At 65.9% G+C, this 19,184-nt stretch carries 18 protein-coding genes; 6 read left to right on the forward strand and 12 right to left on the reverse strand.

The window, feature by feature from the left end; translation table 11 throughout:
• Nucleotide 1: 1 nt before the first annotated feature.
• The 8 genes from XH96_RS10250 to XH96_RS10285 form a co-directional block, all read right to left on the reverse strand.
• The gene (locus tag XH96_RS10250; protein ID WP_194392388.1) at nt 2-1,303 is read right to left on the reverse strand and encodes a sorbosone dehydrogenase family protein; all 1,302 of its coding nucleotides are present in this window, start codon (nt 1,301-1,303) and stop codon (nt 2-4) included.
• 139 nt (nt 1,304-1,442) lie between these two features.
• Nucleotides 1,443-1,652 (reverse strand): hypothetical protein, encoded by a 210-nt coding sequence (locus XH96_RS10255; RefSeq protein WP_194392389.1) that lies wholly within the window; start codon nt 1,650-1,652, stop codon nt 1,443-1,445.
• Nucleotides 1,653-1,908: 256 nt separating this feature from the next.
• The gene (locus XH96_RS10260; RefSeq protein WP_194392390.1) at nt 1,909-2,535 is read right to left on the reverse strand and encodes an isoprenylcysteine carboxylmethyltransferase family protein; all 627 of its coding nucleotides are present in this window, start codon (nt 2,533-2,535) and stop codon (nt 1,909-1,911) included.
• Between the two features lie 27 nt (nt 2,536-2,562).
• Complete coding sequence (locus XH96_RS10265; protein WP_194392391.1) at nt 2,563-3,594, reverse strand: NAD-dependent epimerase/dehydratase family protein; 1,032 nt, start codon at nt 3,592-3,594, stop codon at nt 2,563-2,565.
• Between the two features lie 28 nt (nt 3,595-3,622).
• The gene (locus XH96_RS10270) at nt 3,623-4,141 is read right to left on the reverse strand and encodes an Mpo1-like protein (RefSeq protein ID WP_194394090.1); all 519 of its coding nucleotides are present in this window, start codon (nt 4,139-4,141) and stop codon (nt 3,623-3,625) included.
• 172 nt (nt 4,142-4,313) lie between these two features.
• Nucleotides 4,314-4,979, reverse strand: a complete 666-nt coding sequence (locus XH96_RS10275; protein ID WP_194392392.1) for an OmpA family protein — start codon at nt 4,977-4,979, stop codon at nt 4,314-4,316.
• On the reverse strand, nt 4,979-5,395 hold the full coding sequence (locus XH96_RS10280; protein WP_028178314.1) for a hypothetical protein: 417 nt from the start codon (nt 5,393-5,395) through the stop codon (nt 4,979-4,981). Before XH96_RS10280 ends, XH96_RS10275 begins: the two co-directional genes overlap by 1 nt.
• Before the next feature lie 88 nt (nt 5,396-5,483).
• Nucleotides 5,484-5,768, reverse strand: a complete 285-nt coding sequence (locus tag XH96_RS10285; protein WP_194392393.1) for a type II toxin-antitoxin system HicB family antitoxin — start codon at nt 5,766-5,768, stop codon at nt 5,484-5,486.
• Between the two features lie 77 nt (nt 5,769-5,845).
• Here XH96_RS10285 and XH96_RS10290 point away from each other — a divergent pair, with 77 nt between their 5' ends.
• Nucleotides 5,846-6,673, forward strand: a complete 828-nt coding sequence (locus XH96_RS10290) for a hypothetical protein (RefSeq protein WP_194392394.1) — start codon at nt 5,846-5,848, stop codon at nt 6,671-6,673.
• 13 nt (nt 6,674-6,686) lie between these two features.
• Here the strand turns inward: XH96_RS10290 and XH96_RS10295 are convergent, their stop codons facing one another.
• Nucleotides 6,687-9,239, reverse strand: a complete 2,553-nt coding sequence (locus XH96_RS10295; protein ID WP_194392395.1) for an ATP-dependent helicase — start codon at nt 9,237-9,239, stop codon at nt 6,687-6,689.
• Nucleotides 9,240-9,475: 236 nt separating this feature from the next.
• On the opposite strand from XH96_RS10295, the gene XH96_RS10300 reads away from it, so the two are divergent.
• On the forward strand, nt 9,476-9,649 hold the full coding sequence (locus XH96_RS10300; protein WP_008556598.1) for a DUF1328 domain-containing protein: 174 nt from the start codon (nt 9,476-9,478) through the stop codon (nt 9,647-9,649).
• 138 nt (nt 9,650-9,787) lie between these two features.
• On the opposite strand, the gene XH96_RS10305 is transcribed toward XH96_RS10300, so the two are convergent.
• The gene (locus XH96_RS10305; protein WP_194392396.1) at nt 9,788-10,294 is read right to left on the reverse strand and encodes a thioesterase family protein; all 507 of its coding nucleotides are present in this window, start codon (nt 10,292-10,294) and stop codon (nt 9,788-9,790) included.
• Between the two features lie 83 nt (nt 10,295-10,377).
• Between XH96_RS10305 and XH96_RS10310 the strand changes: the two genes are divergently transcribed.
• The gene (locus tag XH96_RS10310) at nt 10,378-11,802 is read left to right on the forward strand and encodes an FAD-binding oxidoreductase (RefSeq protein ID WP_194392397.1); all 1,425 of its coding nucleotides are present in this window, start codon (nt 10,378-10,380) and stop codon (nt 11,800-11,802) included.
• A 195-nt stretch (nt 11,803-11,997) separates the two neighbouring features.
• On the opposite strand, the gene XH96_RS10315 is transcribed toward XH96_RS10310, so the two are convergent.
• Complete coding sequence (locus tag XH96_RS10315; RefSeq protein WP_194392398.1) at nt 11,998-13,467, reverse strand: caspase family protein; 1,470 nt, start codon at nt 13,465-13,467, stop codon at nt 11,998-12,000.
• A 423-nt stretch (nt 13,468-13,890) separates the two neighbouring features.
• Between XH96_RS10315 and XH96_RS10320 the strand changes: the two genes are divergently transcribed.
• Genes XH96_RS10320 through XH96_RS10330 form a run of 3 tightly spaced genes read left to right on the forward strand, consistent with a single transcriptional unit; the run spans nt 13,891 to nt 17,773 of the window.
• A complete protein-coding gene (locus XH96_RS10320) occupies nt 13,891-14,922 on the forward strand; it encodes a TRAP transporter substrate-binding protein (protein ID WP_194392399.1) in 1,032 nt (343 codons plus the stop codon).
• Between the two features lie 7 nt (nt 14,923-14,929).
• Complete coding sequence (locus XH96_RS10325; protein ID WP_194394091.1) at nt 14,930-16,783, forward strand: TRAP transporter large permease subunit; 1,854 nt, start codon at nt 14,930-14,932, stop codon at nt 16,781-16,783.
• 12 nt (nt 16,784-16,795) lie between these two features.
• Nucleotides 16,796-17,773 carry an NAD(P)-dependent oxidoreductase gene (locus XH96_RS10330; protein WP_194392400.1) on the forward strand — a complete coding sequence of 326 codons (978 nt, stop codon included), beginning with the start codon at nt 16,796-16,798 and terminating at the stop codon, nt 17,771-17,773.
• A gap of 113 nt (nt 17,774-17,886) precedes the next feature.
• Here XH96_RS10330 and XH96_RS10335 read toward each other — a convergent pair whose 3' ends face one another.
• Nucleotides 17,887-19,053: an ABC transporter substrate-binding protein gene (locus tag XH96_RS10335; protein WP_194392401.1), complete on the reverse strand. Its 1,167-nt coding sequence runs from the start codon at nt 19,051-19,053 to the stop codon at nt 17,887-17,889.
• Nucleotides 19,054-19,184 lie beyond the last annotated feature (131 nt).

A 19,184-nucleotide genomic window follows, 5' to 3' on the forward strand; every position in this document is an offset into this window, starting at 1 on the left:
CTCAAGCGCCTGTCACGCGCCAGATCACGTTGCCGACGTCGTCGGCCATCAGCAGCGATTTGTCCGGGCCGATCGCGACGCCGACCGGGCGGCCATAGGACTCCTTCTCGTCCGGCGCGAGGAAGCCCGACAGGATGTCGCGCGCCGGACCGGACGGCCGGCCGTTCTCGAACGGGATGAACACGACCTTGTAGCCGGACAGCTTGCTGCGATTCCAAGAGCCGTGCTGGCCAATCACCATGCCGTCTCCGAAGCCGGGCAGGGTACCTGCGGGCATCCAGCACAGGCCGAGCGAAGCCGTGTGGCCGCCGAGCGCGTAGTCCGGTTGAATCGCCTTGGCGACCATCGCCGGATCCTGCGGCACGCGGTCGTCCACCGTCTTGCCCCAATAGCAATAGGGCCAGCCATAGAAGCCGCCGTCGCGCACCGAAGTGAGATAATCGGGCGGGGTCTCGTCGCCGAGGCCGTCGCGCTCGTTGACGACGGTCCAGAGCGCGCCCGTCGTCGGCTCCCAGGCAAGGCCGACCGGGTTGCGCAGGCCGGCCGCAAAAACGCGATGCGTGCCGGCGACGAGGTCGAGCTCGTAGACCGCGGCGCGGCCTTCCTCGACCTCCATGCCCATCTCGGCGATGTTGCTGAGCGAGCCGACGCCGGCATAGAGCTTCTTGCCGTCGGGGCTTGCCAGAAGACTGCGCGTCCAGTGTCCGCCCGGCTTGAACGTCGTGAGCCGCTTGCCCGGGGCGGTGATGCGGTCGGCGTTCGCGGGGTAGGGAAACGCCATCACGCCGTCGGTGTTGCCGACATAGAAGGTGCCGCCGACCAGCGCCATGCCGAAGGGCTGGCTGAGGTTCTCCATGAAGGCGCCGCGAACTTCGGCGACGCCGTCACCGTCCTTGTCGCGCAGCAACGTGATGCGGTTGGCGGATACGCCGAGCGCCGCGGCACGCCGCATCGTCGCCTGCATCGCATAGTGAAACATGCTGCGCGGGGGGCCTGCGATCTGCGTTGCTTCCGCGATCAGCACGTCGCCATTGGGCAGCACCTCGATCCAGCGCGGGTGGTCGAGGCCGGTCGCGAACGCATTGACCTTGAGCCCGGGCGCGACCGTCGGCTTCTGGCCCTCGCGCCAGCCGCGTGCGGTCGGCATCTTCAAGGTCGGGATCGCGCCTTGCGGCTTCGCCTCGGGAATGGCCGGCTTCTCGCCCCAGGCAGGTGTGGGCTCCGTGCCCGACAATTTTCGCCATTGCAGCGCGATGCCGCCGATGAACGCGACGAACTGCGCGAAGATGCTGGAAAACGTCATGAGAAGCCCCTGTGTGCGCGCGCATCCAACTGGCTGATGGGGCATACGTCAACCTGTGCAGCGCACCACCGGGGTCAATTCCCATGGAATGGCAGCCGATCGAATTTGCATGGGACGGGCGCGGCGTTTGCGCCGGAGATCAGCGGCCGATCTGCCGCTCCAGCCGCCGTGCCGCGCGAAAGTCATCCAGGTGCTGGATATTCGGCGCCAGCGCGGCTTCCCTCGACAAGAGATGATACACCCGCGCGACCGTGCGCTGCTTCTGCTTGGTCCGCCCGGGCGGCAGCGCCCGCGCCTTGCGGAGCGCGGCAATCGCGTGCGCGCGGAAATAATCGTAGGCGTCCGACATGGCTCGATGCTCTGCGGCTGGTAGCAGGTGTCGAGAGGGTAACGGGTGTGGGGAGGACCGGTTCCTCAGCGCGTCGGATCGTGCGCTCGTGCCCCGGACGCAGCGCAGCGCGTCCTCGCGGTGCGCTGCAGAGCCGGGGCCCATTTCACCGCCATGCGATGCCTCGCTATCTGATGTCTCGCTATCTATTGTGTACCGGCTCTGCGCCGCAACGCTAAGGGCGTTGCAGCGCGTCCGGGGGCACGAGAGTGAGCCTTCAGCGTGGCGACAGGAACGGAATGATCATCGGAACGCGGCGGCAATAGGCGCCGTAGGCGTCCTCGCCGAGCTCCTTGGAGAGGAACACCTCTTCCATCCGGCCCTTCTGCCACATGCCGAGCGAGATCAGGATGGCGCCGAGGATCGTCGTCACCAAGCCGATCGCAACGCCGGTCACCAGCATGCCGAAGATCAGCCCCGTGTAGATGGGGTGGCGCACGATGCCGTAGGGACCAGTGTCGATGACGCGGTGGTCTTCCTTGTGGGTGATGGTGTTGGACCAGAATTTCCCGAGATGCAGCCGGCCCCACCAGGCGAAGGCAATGCCAGCGGCCGAGAGGACCGCTGCGACGGCGATGCCTGTGTTGTCGAGTACCCAGAGCGGCTTCCAGCCCATGATCTCCGCAACCCACGGCGTGTACAGGATGCCGCCGACCAGGATCGGCAGCCGATAGCGCTGCGACTCCAGCGTCATGACCTGCTTCTTGGTCCGCCCCTGCCAGAACGAGGCGCCGACCCAGCTGGCGAGAAAGGCAAGCCAAAGCAGAGCCAGAAGTTCGGTCGGCCAAGTCGTGGTCCACCCACCCCAGGCGACAGAGAGAAGCTTGCTGAAATCGAAGGACATGAAGGTTCTTTGCGTTGGGCGGAGCGATCAGCTCGCGCGCGAGGAGAGCGCGTGATGCTTGATGGCGCCGGAGGGCTGCTGGCCGTTGCGGGCGAGCAGATGGGTGATGGTTTCGCGCAAGACCGGCTCGATCGGACGCGGCGAATAGCCGAGCTCGGTGCGCGCCTTGCTGATCGAGAGGTCGCTCGCGGCGAGCGCGATGCGCACGCCCTCGGCGGTACCGTTGGGCGGCCGGCGCGTGACGTGATCGGCGATGTATTCGAGCATGATCGCGGAGAGCTCGGCGATCTTGCCGGGCACGACGACCGGAAACTGCCGGCGGCCGCTCATCGCCGACATCATCCGCAGGATGCGACCGAGCGGAACGCAATCGCCGCCGAGAATGTAGCGCTGGCCGAGGCGGCCGCGTTCCATGGTAAGCACGAGGCCCATGGCGACGTCGCGGACGTCGACCAGGTTGACCAGGAAGTTGAGATGCGGCTGCACCTTCTTCTGGAGGAAGTACCACAGCATCGCGGTCGGCGGCGTCAGATTGTGGTCGGCAGCGCCGATGGGCATGGTCGGCGTGCCGATCACGAGCGGGAAGCCCGCGGCCGCTGCCTTTGCGGCATGATGCTCGGCGAGCGACTTCGATCGCGTATAGGCGCCGGGCATCACATCGGCCGGTTGCAGCGCCTCTTCGGCGGGAACGCCTTTGAGGTCGGAATAGGGGAACAGGATCGATTCGGTCGAGCAGTGCAGGAAGCGCGAGACACCGCGCTTCATGGCAGCCGCGAGCACGATCTCGGTGCCGCGGCAATTCACGTCGTGAAAGTCCTGCTTGTTGGCGACCCACATGCCGGGTAGGCCGGCGAGGTGATAGACCTGATCGACACCGGCGATCGCAGCATCGACCGCGGCGCCGTCCAGCACCGAGCCGTGGACGTGTTCAACGTCGGCATTCGCTGCGGCCGGCACCCGGACATCGAGAACACGAACTCGCTGCCCGCGGGCGCGGAGCGCTTCGACGAGATGATGTCCGATGAAGCCACTGCCACCGGTAACCAGGACGAGAGCCATGCAGAAGGTTGCTGTTTCGCTTTTGGAGTTATCGGGTCGAAAGGGAATTGGCCGGAAGAGGCGCCAGAATCGCGGCAAGGTCGCGACGGAAGCCCAAGGCAATGAACAATTTTGCCATCACGAACATCGGTCCAAGCAAAAGATGCGAAGGAAAAGTGAACAAGGAGGCCTCGCGGCCCTCGAAAACCTTGTGGCCGATGGTCTGCGCGGCGAGGCCGAGCACCACCAGCGTGGCGAAAATCGCCCACATGGCCGCAGTGCTGACTTGCGCTGCGGTCGTCGTCGCAACCGAAAATAGCACGACGGAGACGGCCAGAATGCCGAGCCCGAGCGCCATGTCGAGCAGCAGCCAATAGACCAATACCGGCAAGGCCAGGATCACGGCCAGGCTGACGTTGAAACCGAGCAGCGGAAGCTTGACCAGCGTCAGCGGCAGCACGGCGCCGGTGAACAGCAACAAAATGCCGACCACATGCATCGCCGTGTTCCGGGGATCGCGATGGTACTCAACGTAAACGGCAAGTTGGCGCTGGAAAAAGCCACCCATTTCGGTCTCATGCGGCACGGGTTCGGGGAAGGGCGAAGAGAGGCTATAGCACCTGATAGGACGGTGCACAAACCGGCGCTTTTGTCGCGCCAAGCCGTGCTGATGCGCCCCGGGACAGGCTGCAAAACGCCAGCGCTTCAAAGGGTTCCGCTCGCCGCGGAACCGCGTTCGTTCAACGCTTCTTGGCGGGTTTTTTCGCCGCAGGCGCAGGGGCTGCAGCCGGACGCGGCTCCTCCGGCAGCTTGGCATAGGTCAGGATCTGCAGCTGCCCGTTGACGGCCGAGGTCGGCTTCGCCCGGTCGAGAAATTGCTCCTCGCCGAGGCCGATCGGATGCAGCCGCTTGGTCGAAATCTTGAACGTGTTCACCAGCACGTCGCGGATCGCGTCTGCCCGCCGCTGGCTCAGGATCGCATTGGCCTCGCGCGTCTTCGAATTGGATTCGACGTGGCCGACGATCAGGAACGTGTAGGGCAGCAGCGAGGCATGCACCAGCGCATCGGCGATCCGGCCGACGGTCTGGTAGGACGCCGGCTGGATGATCGGCGTGTCGGCGTCGAACTGGATCTGCGCATTGAAGGCCGGCAGCTTGGCGAGGTCAGGCGCGATCAGCGGCCGGTTCACGGGTCCTGGATCGTTCTTGATCCTGGTCTTGGCGCGCTCCATCACCTGCTGCTTCAGCGCGGGCAGATCGACCTCGGCGGCCTCTTCGAAATGGTTCAGCTTGCCGACGATGTCGTCGCGGGTCGGCGCTGCCGTTTGCGCGCCGGCAGTGCCCGCGAGCAAAGCGAGCCCCAGCGCAACGACCGTTCCGGCGGTGAAGAGCCCCTCCGCGCGCATCAGCGATACCCCGCGTCGTCGACGGCCTTCAGGCAGTTGTTGCTGATGCCCTTGGGCGTCGAGACCAGGCAGGGGACCGACTTGCTGGTCTCCTTGGTCGAGCCGCCGCAGACCTTGACGATCTCGCGCTGGCACGCGTTCGCCACCGTGACGCGCGCGGCGACGCGCTTCTGGATGGCGTCGAACACACCGAAATAGTCGCTCGCGCATTGTGGGGACAGCACGTCGCGGTTGCGCGACAGGCACTCCTTCAGCCGGTTCGAATCCGGATTGACGCCGCGGCAATTGGCGACGATTTCCGCGCCGCAGCTTGCCGCCAGCTTTCCGATCGAATCGCCAAAGCTCATGGTCTCCGCCGCCGCAAGCGACGGCATCCCCAATGCAAGCACGATCAATGTGATGGAGCCCCGGAACATGGGTTTATCTGATACGGGGAAGTTCGCGATGGTCAAGGGGCGTTCGGGGGAGAACTGTCGAGAGTCCGGCGAGTGCGGCGAACAGTCCTCACTCCGAGGCATCGAGGGGCGGCCATTCGATCAGGACAGCCGTGTGTTTCCCGAGATCGTCGGCAAAATCGGGATCGGCCTTGAGCTCGTCCAACGTCCGCGGCGGGGGAAGCTGGCGGCCGTCCGCGGCCAGCTCCTGCGCAAAGAATGCGAGCGCCTCGGGCGCATTCTCCAGCGCCTCGTCGAGATCGTCACCGCCGGAAATGCAGCCGGGCAGGTCGGGAAACCACAGGCTGACAGCGTCCGGATCGGCGTCCTCGATGATGGCAACGTACTGAGCCATGGCAGGATTGGTGGCCTCGAAGGTTGTCCGGCTGGGTTTGGGTCGATTATGAATACCTGATCCGGGGAGGCAGGCAATTGAGGAGATTCACTCTGGCGGAAGGCGCCGGCTCGTTCGTGTTTCACGATGATGGCGCGGTCCCGTCGCCACGATCGATGCGGGTCTTCTCGTTCTGCCCCGGATCGAGTCATCGGCACACGCGCATCATCATGGCGATGCACGGCGTCGATCGCGCTGCCGCGGAGTTTCGCGATCTGCTCGCACCTCAGGCCGAACGCAATGGGCAGATCGTGCTGGTTCCGGAGTTCGATCCGGATCAGTTCCCGGGTGTCCACGCCTACAATTTCGGGGGCGTGCGGCTGCCGCCGCCCGACAACTCGGTTCTGCCGCGCGATCATTGGAATTTCGGGGTGATCGACCGGCTATTTCATCATGTTCGGCATGCGATCGGGTCGAGCCGAGACAGCTTCGGCCTGTTCGGTAACTCCGCGGGTGCCCAGTTTGTCCTGCGCTATCTCGCGCTCAACGAGGCCGCGTCCGTCGATCTCGCCGTTGCCGCCAATTGCGGATGCTACATGCTGCCGAATCTCACCAAGGACTATCCGGATGGCATGGGAGGGATCGGCCTCGACGAAGGTCATCTGCGCAGATATCTGGCGCGCCCGCTTGTCATCCTGCTGGGCGATGCCGACAACGATCCGGACGCCCCCGATCTACCGCGCTGGGACGAGGCGATGGCCCAAGGGCCTCACCGTCTTGCGCGTGGTCTCTGGCATTTCGAGCACTGCAAGGAGTTGGCCGGGCGCCTTGGCGGAACGCTGGGCTGGAAGCTCGAAATCGCGCCTGGCGCCGGGCACGTCGATCAGCAAATCTACGATCAGGGCGCGATCATCCTGAACCGCTGAGCGGAAAGGCTGTTCACGCCCTTTGCACGAAACTGTCCACGACCTTCTTCTCGCCGGCCTTGTCGAAGGCGATGGTGAGCTTGTTGCCGTCGATCTTGGTGACGCGGCCGTAGCCGAATTTCTGGTGGAAGACGCGGTCGGACAGCGAGAATTCCGAGGTGGTGCCGGTCGACTTGGCGACCAGCTCGCCCTCGATGGTCAGGGGACCGCGGCGGCGCGAGGAGAAGCTGCCGAAATCGGGGCCGGCCGATGAGGAGGATGAGAACGTCGCGGCCTCTTCCTCGAAGCCGCCGCTTCGGCCGCCGCCATTGCGGCCGCCGCCGCGGTTGCGGTTGGCTTGGGCGCGCTGCCAGCCCGGCGTCGAATAGCTGGAGCCGAACGCCTCCATGTCGTCGAAGCGCGAGGCGCCGTAGCCGCCGGTGCCGCCCCAGGCCGAGCCGCCCTTGGATTCCGTGATCTCGACATTGGCCGCCGGCAATTCGTCGAGGAAGCGCGACGGGATCGTGGTCGACCAGGTGCCGTGGATGCGCCGGTTGGTCGCGAAGTAGATCTTTGCGCGGCGGCGGGCGCGGGTGAGGCCGACATGGCCGAGCCTGCGCTCCTCCTCGAGGCCGGCGCGGCCCTGTTCGTCCAGCGTGCGCTGGCTCGGGAACAAGCCTTCCTCCCAACCCGGCAGGAATACGTTGTCGAATTCGAGGCCCTTGGCCGAATGCAGCGTCATCAGCGACACCGCGTCGTCCTCGGCGCCGCCCTCACGGTCCATCACCAGCGAGATGTGCTCCAGGAAACCTTGCAGGTTCTCGAACTCCTCCATCGAGCGCACGAGCTCTTTCAGGTTCTCCAGCCGGCCCGCCGCGTCCGCCGAGCGGTCCTTCTGCCACATCTCGGTATAGCCGCTCTCGTCGAGCACGATCTGGGCGAGGTCGGTGTGCGCGGTGACTTCGCGCTGGGCGCGCCAGCGGTCGAACTGGGCGACGAGGTCGCGCAAGCTTCCGCGCGCCTTCGGTTTCAGCTCGTCGGTCTCGACCACCGCGCGCGCTGCTTCGAACAAGGGAATGCGGCGCTTGCGGGCATGGTCGTGCAGCATCTGCACGGTGGCATCGCCAAGGCCGCGCTTCGGCGTATTGACGATGCGCTCGAAGGCGAGGTCGTCGGCCGGCGAATTGATGACGCGCAGATACGCCAGCGCGTCGCGGATTTCCGCGCGCTCGTAGAAGCGCGGGCCGCCGATGACGCGATAGGGCAGGCCGAGCGTGACAAAGCGGTCTTCGAATTCGCGCATCTGGTAGGAAGCGCGCACCAGGATCGCGATTTCGTTGAGCTTCTCGCCCTGGCGCTGCAGCTGCTCGATCTCCTCGCCGATCCCGCGGGCTTCCTCTTCGGAATCCCAGGAGCCCGTCACCGTGACCTTCTCGCCGTCCTGATCCTCGGTGCGCAGCGTCTTGCCGAGCCGGCCTTCGTTGTGCGCGATCAGATGCGAGGCGGCGGCGAGGATGTGGCCGGTCGAGCGATAGTTGCGCTCCAGGCGAATGACCTTGGCGCCGGGGAAGTCGTGGTCGAAGCGCAGGATGTTGTCGACCTCGGCGCCGCGCCAGCCATAGATCGACTGGTCGTCGTCGCCGACGCAGCAGATGTTTTTCAGCCTCGCAGCGGCTGGCGCCAATGCTTGTGCCGCTATGGCCGCGTCCGTGCTGGGGTCATCGATCGCGTCCGGAGCAGCCGCGACTGGCAGCGCTGGCTGCGAAGGCGCCTGCGACAGCAGCCGCAGCCAAAGATATTGCGCGACGTTGGTGTCCTGGTACTCGTCGACCAGGATGTATTTGAAGCGCTGCTGATACTGCCTGAGGATGTCAGGGTGCTCGCGGAAGATCCGGATGTTCTCCAGCAGGAGGTCGCCGAAATCGGCCGCGTTCAGGATCTTCAGCCGCTCCTGGTAGCTCGCATAGAGCTTGCCGCCCTTGCCATTGGCGAAGACGGCGGCCTCGCCCGAGGGCACCTGCGACGGCATCAGGCCGCGGTTCTTCCAGCCGTCGATCAGGCCGGCCAGCATCCGTGCCGGCCAGCGCTTGTCGTCGATGTTCTCGGCCTGCAGCAGCTGCTTGAGCAGCCGGACCTGGTCGTCCACGTCGAGCACGGTGAAGTTCGACTTGAGCTGCGCCAGCTCGGCATGGAAACGCAGGATGCGGCCGCCGATGGAGTGGAAGGTGCCGAGCCACGGCATGCCCTCGACGGCATGGCCGAGCATCTGGCCGAGCCGGTGCTTCATCTCGCGCGCGGCCTTGTTGGTGAAGGTCACCGACAGGATCTCGGCGGGGCGGGCGCGGCCCTGGCTCAGGATGTGGGCGATGCGCGTGGTCAGGACGCGCGTCTTGCCGGTGCCGGCGCCGGCCAGCACGAGAACCGGGCCGTCCAGCGTCTCCACGGCCTCACGCTGCTCAGGATTGAGCCCGGAGAGGTATTTCGGGCCCACCGAGGCGCGCGCACGCGCGGCGATGCCGCCGGCTGCGGGCTGGTGGTCGGGGACATTCTGGGACGTGATCTTGCTCGGCTCTGTCATGCGAATCATTGGCCCCACGATGGCACCGCGGGGTGACGGAAGGGAGCCTTCTTAACAGGGATTGGTGCCTATATGGGGCGCCGGGGACAGGTTTTCCACGTGCGCGGCAGGCCGATTTGTTCCAGCGCCGGCCGCGAATTTCGCCCCCGCATGGGCCGGAACCATCGTTCCCGCGTCGAGATTGTCAGGACAGGTGGCGCGGCCAGCCGCGTCGACGCAGACAACATCAAGACGAGGGTTTGACCATGCTAGGCTGGGTTGTGACGTTTCTGGTTATCGCACTGATCGCCGGCATCCTGGGCTTCGGCGGTATCGCCGGCGCTTCGATCGAGATCGCCAAGATCATCTTCTTCATCGCAGTTGTCCTGTTCCTGGTCTCGGCCGTGGTCGGCCTCGCGCGCGGCCGCAACAGGATATAGCGCTATCCTCGCGGCGCATTCTTCGAGACGCCCGCCTTCGGCGGGCCCTCAGGATGAGGGCAGAGTGTGCGGCAGCGGTCTCGAAGGACGAGGCGCGCGCTCAGACCGCGGCTATAACGCTGCGGCAGCGCTTTGAAACTACCGCTTCGCGGGCATCGCCACGCTCCGGCCGATGCCCTCAGGCCGCGGCACCGCGCCGTGGGCCTTTGTGATCCCGGCGATACGTTCGCGGATGTCTGGCGGAAACGACGCGACGCGCCGTGCATTCATGTCCATGTGCAGCGACATGTTCTCGGACGTGGCCGACAGCCAGCCCTCGGTCGCGTGCCGCATCTCCTCGAACGTGTGCAGCCGCTTGTCGTCGGCCTCCAGCAGCCAGACGAAGATCTGCACGGGATCGCCGAGGTGGATCTCGCGCAAATAGCGCACGTGGCATTCGGCGGTAAAGGTCGAGCCGCCGCGCTCCTTCATGTAGGTCGGCCCGATCCCGAGCTCCAGCCACAGCTGGTCGATCGCGCGGTCGAACATCACGTTGTAATAGGCCATGTTGAGATGGCCGTTATAGTCGATCCATTGCGGCTCGATCTGCATGATCGAGGCGCGGAACGGCGCGGCTTCGGGCCTTGAGGCGGCAGTCTCCGGCATGTTTCCTTCCAGCTATGCGTCCGGTCGCTTGACTTGACCGGTTTTATGTCCTTTGCCACGGTTCTTCTTTCGGGAGGAATTCCGTGGGTACGACCATCACCAATAATCCGCCGCGGCCGGAGCCGAAAGCCCTCGCGAGCACGCTGGAGCAGCTTGCCGCACGCTTCGGCAACCGCCTCATCACCTCGCAGGCCGTGCGCGAGCAGCATGGCCATACCACCACATGGATCGCCAACCAGCCGCCGGACGGCGTGGTGATGGCGCAGGAGACCGCCGACATCCAGGACGTGGTGCGGATCTGCGCGAAAAATCGCGTGCCGGTCATTGCCTTCGGCACCGGCACCTCGCTCGAGGGCCAGGTCAACGCGCCCGCGGGCGGCATCTCGATCGACCTGCGCGACATGAACAAGGTGCTGGCGGTGCATGCCGAGGACCTCGACTGCGTGATCCAGCCCGGCGTCACGCGCAAGGCGCTGAACGAGCATCTGCGCGACCAGGGCCTGTTCTTCCCGATCGATCCCGGCGCGGATGCTTCGCTCGGGGGCATGGCCTCGACCCGCGCCTCCGGCACCAATGCGGTGCGCTACGGCACCATGCGCGACAGCGTGCTGGCGCTGAAAGTAGTGCGCGGCGACGGCGAGATCATCACGACCGGCACCCGCGCGAAGAAGTCCTCCGCGGGCTATGACCTGACGCATCTGTTCGTCGGCGCCGAAGGCACGCTCGGCATCATCTCGGAACTGACCATTCGCCTGCGCGGCATCCCCGAGACGATCGCGGCGGGCGCGGTGTCGTTCGAGACCGTGCACGGGGCCTGCCAGGCCGTGATCCTGGCGATCCAGACCGGCATTCCCGTCGCGCGCATCGAGCTGCTCAATGCCGCGCAGGTCAAGGCCTGCAATGCCTATTCCAAGCTGACGCTGCCGGAGACGCCGCTGCTGCTGATGGAATTCCACGGTAGCGAGATCGAGGTCGGCGAGCAGTCCAAGGCGTTCGGCGAGATCGCAAGGGAGTGCGGCGGCGGCGATTTCTCCTGGACCACCAAGCCCGAAGACCGCACCAAGCTCTGGCAGGCGCGGCACGACGCCTATTGGTCGGTGAAGGCGCTGCGGCCCGGCGACAGCATCGGCGTGGTCGCGACCGACGTCTGCGTGCCGATCTCGCGGCTCGCCGACTGCGTCAGCGAGACCGAGGAGGATCTCAAGCGCCTCAATTTGCTGTCGCCGATCGTCGGCCATGTCGGCGACGGCAATTTCCACTGCTCGCTGGTCTGCGATACCAACGATGCCGAGGAGATGGCGCGGGGCGAGGAGTTCATGCATCGGCTGGTCGAGCGCGCGCAGGCGATGGACGGCACCTGCACCGGCGAGCACGGCATCGGCCAGGGCAAGCAGAAATATCTCAAGGCCGAGCTCGGCCCCGAGGCGCTCGATGCGATGCGGGCATTGAAGAAGGCGCTCGATCCGCTCAACATCTTCAACCCCGGCAAGATCGTGCCGGAGGCGTAGCGCACAGCGCCAGCCGCACCGACCCATGGAGATCGCGATGAAGATGTTCGACGATCTCAGACGGCGCAGTTGCTGTTCTGCGCGATCCAGGCCGGCTGGATGCGCGAAGCCGTTCAGCGCGATTGCCCGGCGCTGTCGCAATAGATACGGCCCGCGCGATGGGCGCGGGCCGGTGCGAGTTCATGCCGGAATGGCTCAATACCTGCGGTAGTCGCCGCGTGCCGGGCCGCCATAGCCACCCCCGTAGCCGCCGCGGCCCATGCCGATTCCGATCCCGATGCCGACACCCACGGCTGCGGGCGGGGGCGGCGGCGGGGCACGCTCGTAGACAACCACTTCGTCGGGCGGGGGCGGGCGGCGCGGCTTCGGCGGCGTCTCGACCACCTTGCGCTTCGGCGGGGTCTCGTCGACGCGCTTCTTGATGGCGGGCGCGACGGTCGGATTGACCGGCGTTGCCGGCGTCGAGCACGGGCAGGTCGGCGCCATCGCGACCGCGACGGGCGTCGCCGCGGCGGCCACGGGCAAGGCGTAGTTGCGGTTCTGGACGCGGAGCAGCAGCCGGCGCGCGGTTGCCGCGAGATCGCTGTTGTCCCAGTTCTGCAGATAAGCCTCGAACGAGGCGCGTGTGTTGATCGCGGTCGCGCGCTCCCAGGCCAGCATCTGCCGCCGGCGCTCCAGCACGGTGCGCAGGCGCGGCGTGCGGGCGTCCTGTGCGTAGAGTTCGATATAGGCCTGATAGGCGGGCACCGTGTCCTCGGTGATCACGAGTTCATAGGCGACCGGGGCCGGCTTGCCCTGCAATTCCTTGCGCCAGTCCTCGAGGCTGCGCGTGGCACTCGCAAGCGCCATTGAAGCTGCGCCTGGAAGGGCGGACGTCTGGACGCTGCTCTCGCCGAAGAACCTGAAGTCCGTGGTCAGCGACGAGCTCTCCCAGGGGATCTGCCGGCCGTCGGTCGATTGCGCCACGGCGACGCGGATGCGCTTGAAGACCTCCTCGATCGGCAGATTGGGCTGCTTGGCGATGGTCAGCGCAGCCGCGGTGTAGGGGCTGTCGATGCCGTTGCCGTCCTCGGCTTCGGCGCCGGGCGAGGTCGAATAGGAGATGAAGGAGCCGGGCGCGCCGGCCTTGGTGTCGACGATTGCAAGTCCGTGGCCGGCGCCGCTGAGCGCGGGGAACGGATTGTTGCGGCAGGCATCGAGCATGAAGATGCGCGCCCGCGTCGGCAGCGCGCCGAGCGTGTTGAGCAGGTCGTTCAGCCGCACGCCCTGGAGCGGAATGTCGGCCTCACGCTTGGGGTCGAGATCAACCGGTACCAGATAATTCTCTCCGTCGATCTGCAGGCCATGGCCGGCATAGAACACCAGCGCGACGGTATCGCTGCCGCTGGCGCCGACCTTGCCGGCGAAATCCGAGATCGCCGCGCGCATCTCGTTCTGCGAAAGGTTGGCCGCGGTGGTGACGGTGAAGCCGGCATTGCCGAGCAGCTCCGTCATGCCTTTGGCGTCGTTGGCGGCGTTGGGCAGCTCCGGCACGGCGCGATAGGCGGATTGGCCGATCACCAGCGCAAGCCGCGTTTCGGCGGCGGCGCCGGTCGGCGTCATCAATTGCGCGAGCGCAAGAAGACCGGATGCAAGCAGAAGATTGGAAAAGGCTGGACGGCGCATGGTGTCACCTCCATCGGCAATGCGCGCGATGATGTCACTTTTTCTACGTCTGCGCCATGAGGCCGTCTGTGCGCTGGATCACGCAGAAGCAGCGGCAAAATGGGGCAGTGGTCTGCCAAAGGCGCGACATTGTTCCGAGGCAATCCATGTGAATTGCGCATTGATCCATGCTCCAATTGGATTGATCCCGGCTCTGCGCGGCAGCGTGCTGCTCGCGCATCGGGCCGCAAGCCGATCCGCAACAATAATTCCGGAAAATTCTGACGTTTCGGCGTGCGCCCGCGCTGCTGATCGTCGCCACGCGCCACTCTGTGGCGGCCGGCCGCCATGCTTGCCTGTGCCGTCGCTTTGGCCATACAGTCCGTGCAACAGGCTGTGGCAACGACCGCGGCGAACAAAAAACAATGTGGGAGAGACCGCACCATGACCATCGTGCCCGTGAACCGTCGCGCGTTCATCAAGTCATCGGCGGCGGTTGGCGCCGGTCTCGGGCTCTCCCCCGCCATCATCGGCCGCGCCGAAGCTGCGACGCTGAAGCTGAAATGTTCCTCCTCGCTGCCGAACGATCCGAAATTTGCCAATGGCCGCGTCTATTACGACAATCTGGTCAAGAGCCTGAAGGCGAACGGGCTCGGCGAGCAGGTCGAGGTCGCCTTCTTCCCCGACAACCAGCTCGGCCAGGAAATCGACGTCATCAATTCGGTGAAGCTCGGCGTGATCGATCTCATGGTGTCGGGCTCATCGATCTCGGCCAACTTGGTGCCGCTGGTCGGCACCTTCGATCTCGGCTTCCTGTTCTCGAGCTTCCCGCAGCAGACCAAGGCGTTCGATGCCGGGGCCGCCAAGCCGATCGAGGATGCGCTGCTCAAGGGCGGCAACATCCGCATCATCGCCTGGGCCTATAATTTCGGCTCTCGCAGCGTGCTGGCGAAGAAGCCGGTGAAGACGCCGGAGGATCTTGCCGGCCTCAAGATTCGTACCCTGCCAAATCCCGTCATCACCGAATGCCTGCGCCTGATGGGCGCGGCCGCGACGCCGCTCGCCTTCGGCGAGATTTACACGGCCTTGCAGGCCGGCGTGCTCGATGGGCTCGAGCACGACCCGCCGACGATTCTTGCCAGCAAGTTTTTCGAGACCGCGAAATCCTATGCGCTAACGCAGCACAATTTCTCGCCGCTCGCGATCTATTTCAGCGACATGACCTACAGCCGCATGGATCCGAAGCTGCGCGAGGGTTTCCTCGATGCTGCCAAGAAGGCCGCGGCCGATACCCGTGCCCATGGACTCGCGGTCGAGAAGGAGGCGCTTGCGGCGTTGACCGAGAAGGGCGTGACGGTCGCCGAATGCGACCGCGAGGCGTTCAAGAAGCGCGTGGAGCCGCAGACCGAGAACTTCATCAAGGCGCGGCCCGGCTCCAAGGCCGTCATCGACATCATCCGCGCGACGCAAGCCTGACATGACGATGACAGCCGCCGTGCCCCTCTCGGGCGGCCGCCACGGCAGCATCGTCCTGCTGCTTCGGCTCAGCGATGCGATCGCGGCCATTCTGCTGGCCGCCGACCTCGTGGTGGTGTGCGCCTCCGTGCTGCTGCGCTTCTTCTTCAACGCGCCGGTCGAATGGTCCGACGACGTTGCTCGCGGACTGATGGTCGGCTCGGCCTTCTTCGGCGCGGCGAGCGCGCTCGCGCGCGGCGAGAATGTCGGTGTGTCGTTCTTCCGCGATCTCTTGCCGGTGCGGCTGCGTACGCTGGTCGATGCCGCCAGCGCGCTGCTGATCGTGGTGATCTCCGGCTACGTCGCCTACAACGCCATCAAGCTGGGCTCGCTGACGTCGGGGCAGACCACCGGCTCCGGCCTGCCGCTGGAGCTGACCTTCTATCCGATGGGCATCGGCGCTCTGTTCATCACGGTGTTCGCGGTCGATCATCTCTGCGCGAGGCCGCTCCCCGAGATCGTCAGGGGCCTCGTTGCCATCATCGCCGTGACCGGCCTCTATCTCGCCTGGGATTATCTGTCGCCGTCGTCGGTGCCGTCGGCGGGCATGCTGATGCTGATCGGCTTCTTCGCGACCTTGTTCGGCGGCCTGCCGATCGGATTTGCGTTGGCGCTCGCCGCGCTGATCTTCATCTGGGTCGAGGGCGCGCTGCCCGGCGTCATCTTCGCCCAGCAGATGGCACGCGGCATCGACAACTTCGTGCTGCTGGCCATCCCCTTCTTCATCCTGGTCGGCTACCTCATGGAAGCCAACGGCATGTCGGTGCGGCTGATCGAGCTGTTGCAGCGCGCCGTGGGCCGCATGCGCGGCGGGTTGAATGTCGTGATGGTCGCGTCCATGGTGCTGTTCTCCGGCATCTCGGGCTCGAAGATGGCCGATGTCGCCGCGGTCGGCTCGGTGCTGATCCCGGCCGCGCGACGCTCGAAGCAGAATCCGGGCGGCGCGGTGGCGCTGCTCGCAGCCTCCGCAGTGATGGCGGAGACCATCCCGCCCTGCATCAACCTGATCATCCTCGGCTTCGTGGCGAACCTGTCGATCGGCGGCCTGTTCGTCGCGGGTCTCCTGCCGTCGGCGCTGATGGCGCTGGTGCTGATCGCGGTGTCCATCATCTTCGGCAAGCGGCCGGCGCGGATCGAGGAGGTCGAGCCGCAGATGCCGGTGTCGGGCCTGTGGAGCGGCGCGATCGCCTCGTTCGGCCTGATCTTCATGATCTTCTTCGGCTTCAAGAGCGGCTTTGCCACCGCGACCGAGATCTCCGCCTTCGCGGTGGCCTATGCGCTCGTCGTCGGTAGCGTGGTGTTCCGCGAGCTCGGCTTCAAATCGGCCGCGCACAGTTTCGTGCAGGCGGCGACGCGTGCAGGCCTCGTGCTGTTCATTGTCGCCGCCGCGCAGTCGCTGGCGTTCACGCTGACCTTGCAGCAGGTGCCGCATGCGGTCGGCGACTTCATGCTTGGCCTGTCCAAGACCTCGGGCGTCTGGCTGTTCATCCTCTTGGCGATCGCAGTGCTGATCGTGATGGGCTCGGTGCTGGAAGGCGCGGCCGCCCTGATCATCTTCGGGCCGCTTCTGCTGCCGGTCGCCGTGCAGCTCGGCGTCGATCCCCTGCATTTTGGCGTCGTGCTGGTCATCGCCATGGGCATCGGCCTGTTCGCGCCGCCGCTGGGACTTGGCCTCTACGGCGCCTGCCTGATCGGCAACGTGCCGATCGAGCAGACCGTGAAGCCGATCATGGGCTATCTCGGTCTCTTGTTCCTCTGCCTGCTCGTCATCGCCTTCGTGCCGTGGCTCTCGACCGCGCTGCCGCGGGCTTTCGGCTACTGAAGGAGTGCCGCCGTGAAGGTCCTGCTGGCTCACACGCCGGAGATGCGGCGCAATTACTATGGCGATCGCAGCCTGAACGGCCTGCGCGCGGCCGTCGAGGTGATCCTGCACGAGGGCGATGACCCGCTGGACGCAGCCGGCCTCGTACGCGCCGCCAAAGACGCAGACATCATCGTCGCCGATCGCATGACCGAGGGCCGCGGCGAGATCTTCGCGCAATTGCCGCAGCTGCGGGCCTTCGTCCGCTGCGCCGTCGACATTCGCAACGTCAACGTGGAAGCGGCCTCGGAGGCCGGCGTGCTCGTGACCCGCGCCGGACCCGGCTTCGTGCAGGCGGTGGCCGAGCTCGCGCTCGGCTTCATGGTCGATCTCTCCCGCGGGGTCTCGCGGACCACCGCCGACTATCAGGCCGGTCGCAAGGCGGAGGCGCGGATGGGCCGCCAGCTCGCCGGCAGCCGAATCGGCATCATCGGCTATGGCAGCATCGGGCGCTATCTTGCCGAAGTGGCAAAGGTGCTGCGCATGGAGGTGCTGGTCACCGATCCCTTCGCGACCGTCAGCGACAGCGCCATCCGCCAGGTCGGTCTCGACGAGCTGCTCGCCGCATCGGATTACGTCGTCTGCCTCGCCGTCGCCAACGAGCAGACCGAGAACCTGATCGGCGAAGCGGCGCTGTCGCGCATGCAGAGGCATGCCGTCTTCGTCAATCTCTCGCGCGGCAATCTCGTCGACGAAGCCGCACTGGTGCGCGCGTTGCGCGGGGGCCGCATTGCCGGCGCGGCGATGGATGTCGGCCGCGCACCCGACCAGATGCCGACGCCCGAGCTGGCGAAGCTGTCCAACGTGATCGCCACGCCGCATGTCGGCGGGCTGACGCCGCAGGCGATCGAATACCAGTCGCTGGAAACCGTGCGGCAAGTCGAGGCCATCGTCAAAGGCGAGGTCCCTCAGGGCGCCGTCAATGCCGATCGCTGGGCGCGGCGGCCGTGAAGCGACGGATCTGGCGCCAAGCGCACTGAAACTTCCACATCGTCATTGCCCGGGACAAGCCTGGACAAATGCGGGCATGACGGCCTCCAGCACTTGCATGTGCTATCGAAGCCCTACAGCCGATCCACCGCCCTGAACGATCCGTCCTTCTGGATCACCGTCAAAAACACCTTCGGCGGCGCGTCGATCATGCGCGGGCCGACGGTGACGATGGTGCCGCTGATGTCGAAACGGCCGATATCGTTGATGGTGCGCAATAGGCTCGCGCGCGTCGGCTGCGGTCCGGCCCTTTCCAGCGCCGCGGCCGCGAGGCGACCGGAGATATAGCCTTCGAGCGACACGAAGTCCGGTGTCAGCGTCGGATCGACCGCCTGCTGCGCCCTCTGGTAGTCGGCGACGAGCTTGAGCGAGCGGTCCCAGGGAAAAGGCACGACCTGCGAGACGATGACGCCTTCGCCGTCCGGGCCAAGCTCCCCGGCGAGCGCGTTGGCGCCGACGAAGGAGACGTTGACGAAGGTCGGAGAGAAGCCGCTGCGGCGCGCGAGCTTGATGAATTCCGCGCAGGGGCCGTAGGTCCCGACCATGACGACGGCTTCGGGCTCGGCGCGCTTGATCACCCGAAAGGCCGCGGCGACAGCGCGGGTGTTGCGCTCGAAAGTGCCCTCGGCGGCGAGTTCGAGGCCACGCCTCGCAAGCGCCCGCTTGACGCCGAGGAGACCGTCGCGGCCGAAGGAATCGTCCTGGTAGAAGATGCCGATGCGGGTGAAGCGGCGATCCTCGGTGAGGTGCTTGACCCAGGCTTCGGCCTCCGCACCGTAGCTCGCGCGGATGTTGACGACGTTGGGAAGCTCGAGGTCGCGGAGAAATTCGGCGCCGCTGAAGGGGCCGATGAAGGGAATGTTCCTGGTGCTGGTGATCGGAATTGTGGCGATGGCGGTCGGCGTGCCGACCGCGCCGATCAGCGCGAACACCTTGTCGTCCTCGATCAGGCGCAGCGTCTGCGTCACCGAACGATCGGGGTCGTAGCCGTCATCGCGGCTGATGAGCTGGAGCTTGCGGCCGTGGACGCCGCCCTTGGCGTTGATCTCGGTGAAGGCCGCGACGATGCCTTGCCGCATGCGCTGTCCGAGCGCGGAGGAGGGGCCCTCGAGCGCGGCCGCCTGACCGAACAGGATCGCGTCCTCGCCGACGCCGACTTCGTCGCTTTTGGCGGAAAGCGTCGCTGCGGCCAACAATGCGATGGTCAAGCCGACGTAGGTCGCGAATGGCGATCGTGACATGAGGATGCTTGCCGAATACAGGACGGGTTGCGGAGACGATAAATCCTGCGGGCTGAACAGGACGCTAATTTGTGCCGACTCCGGGCAAAATCGGCAAGTTACTGCCACTCTGCCGGAACTTTCTGGGCAAT

The sequence above is a fragment of the Bradyrhizobium sp. CCBAU 51765 genome (assembly GCF_015291725.1).
Classification (GTDB): domain Bacteria; phylum Pseudomonadota; class Alphaproteobacteria; order Rhizobiales; family Xanthobacteraceae; genus Bradyrhizobium; species Bradyrhizobium liaoningense.

Bases quoted from the DNA above. Each gene is read 5' to 3' on its own strand.
- XH96_RS10305 (WP_194392396.1), bottom strand. From the start codon at position 10,294: ATGCCGGAGACTGCCGCCTCAAGGCCCGAAGCCGCGCCGTTCCGCGCC.
- XH96_RS10315 (WP_194392398.1), bottom strand. From the start codon at position 13,467: ATGCGCCGTCCAGCCTTTTCCAATCTTCTGCTTGCATCCGGTCTTCTT.
- XH96_RS10300 (WP_008556598.1), top strand. From the start codon at position 9,476: ATGCTAGGCTGGGTTGTGACGTTTCTGGTTATCGCACTGATCGCCGGC.
- XH96_RS10335 (WP_194392401.1), bottom strand. From the start codon at position 19,053: ATGTCACGATCGCCATTCGCGACCTACGTCGGCTTGACCATCGCATTG.
- XH96_RS10260 (WP_194392390.1), bottom strand. From the start codon at position 2,535: ATGTCCTTCGATTTCAGCAAGCTTCTCTCTGTCGCCTGGGGTGGGTGG.
- XH96_RS10265 (WP_194392391.1), bottom strand. From the start codon at position 3,594: ATGGCTCTCGTCCTGGTTACCGGTGGCAGTGGCTTCATCGGACATCAT.
- XH96_RS10285 (WP_194392393.1), bottom strand. From the start codon at position 5,768: ATGGCTCAGTACGTTGCCATCATCGAGGACGCCGATCCGGACGCTGTC.
- XH96_RS10320 (WP_194392399.1), top strand. From the start codon at position 13,891: ATGACCATCGTGCCCGTGAACCGTCGCGCGTTCATCAAGTCATCGGCG.
- XH96_RS10270 (WP_194394090.1), bottom strand. From the start codon at position 4,141: ATGGGTGGCTTTTTCCAGCGCCAACTTGCCGTTTACGTTGAGTACCAT.
- XH96_RS10295 (WP_194392395.1), bottom strand. From the start codon at position 9,239: ATGATTCGCATGACAGAGCCGAGCAAGATCACGTCCCAGAATGTCCCC.
- XH96_RS10255 (WP_194392389.1), bottom strand. From the start codon at position 1,652: ATGTCGGACGCCTACGATTATTTCCGCGCGCACGCGATTGCCGCGCTC.
- XH96_RS10325 (WP_194394091.1), top strand. From the start codon at position 14,930: ATGACAGCCGCCGTGCCCCTCTCGGGCGGCCGCCACGGCAGCATCGTC.
- XH96_RS10250 (WP_194392388.1), bottom strand. From the start codon at position 1,303: ATGACGTTTTCCAGCATCTTCGCGCAGTTCGTCGCGTTCATCGGCGGC.
- XH96_RS10275 (WP_194392392.1), bottom strand. From the start codon at position 4,979: ATGCGCGCGGAGGGGCTCTTCACCGCCGGAACGGTCGTTGCGCTGGGG.
- XH96_RS10280 (WP_028178314.1), bottom strand. From the start codon at position 5,395: ATGTTCCGGGGCTCCATCACATTGATCGTGCTTGCATTGGGGATGCCG.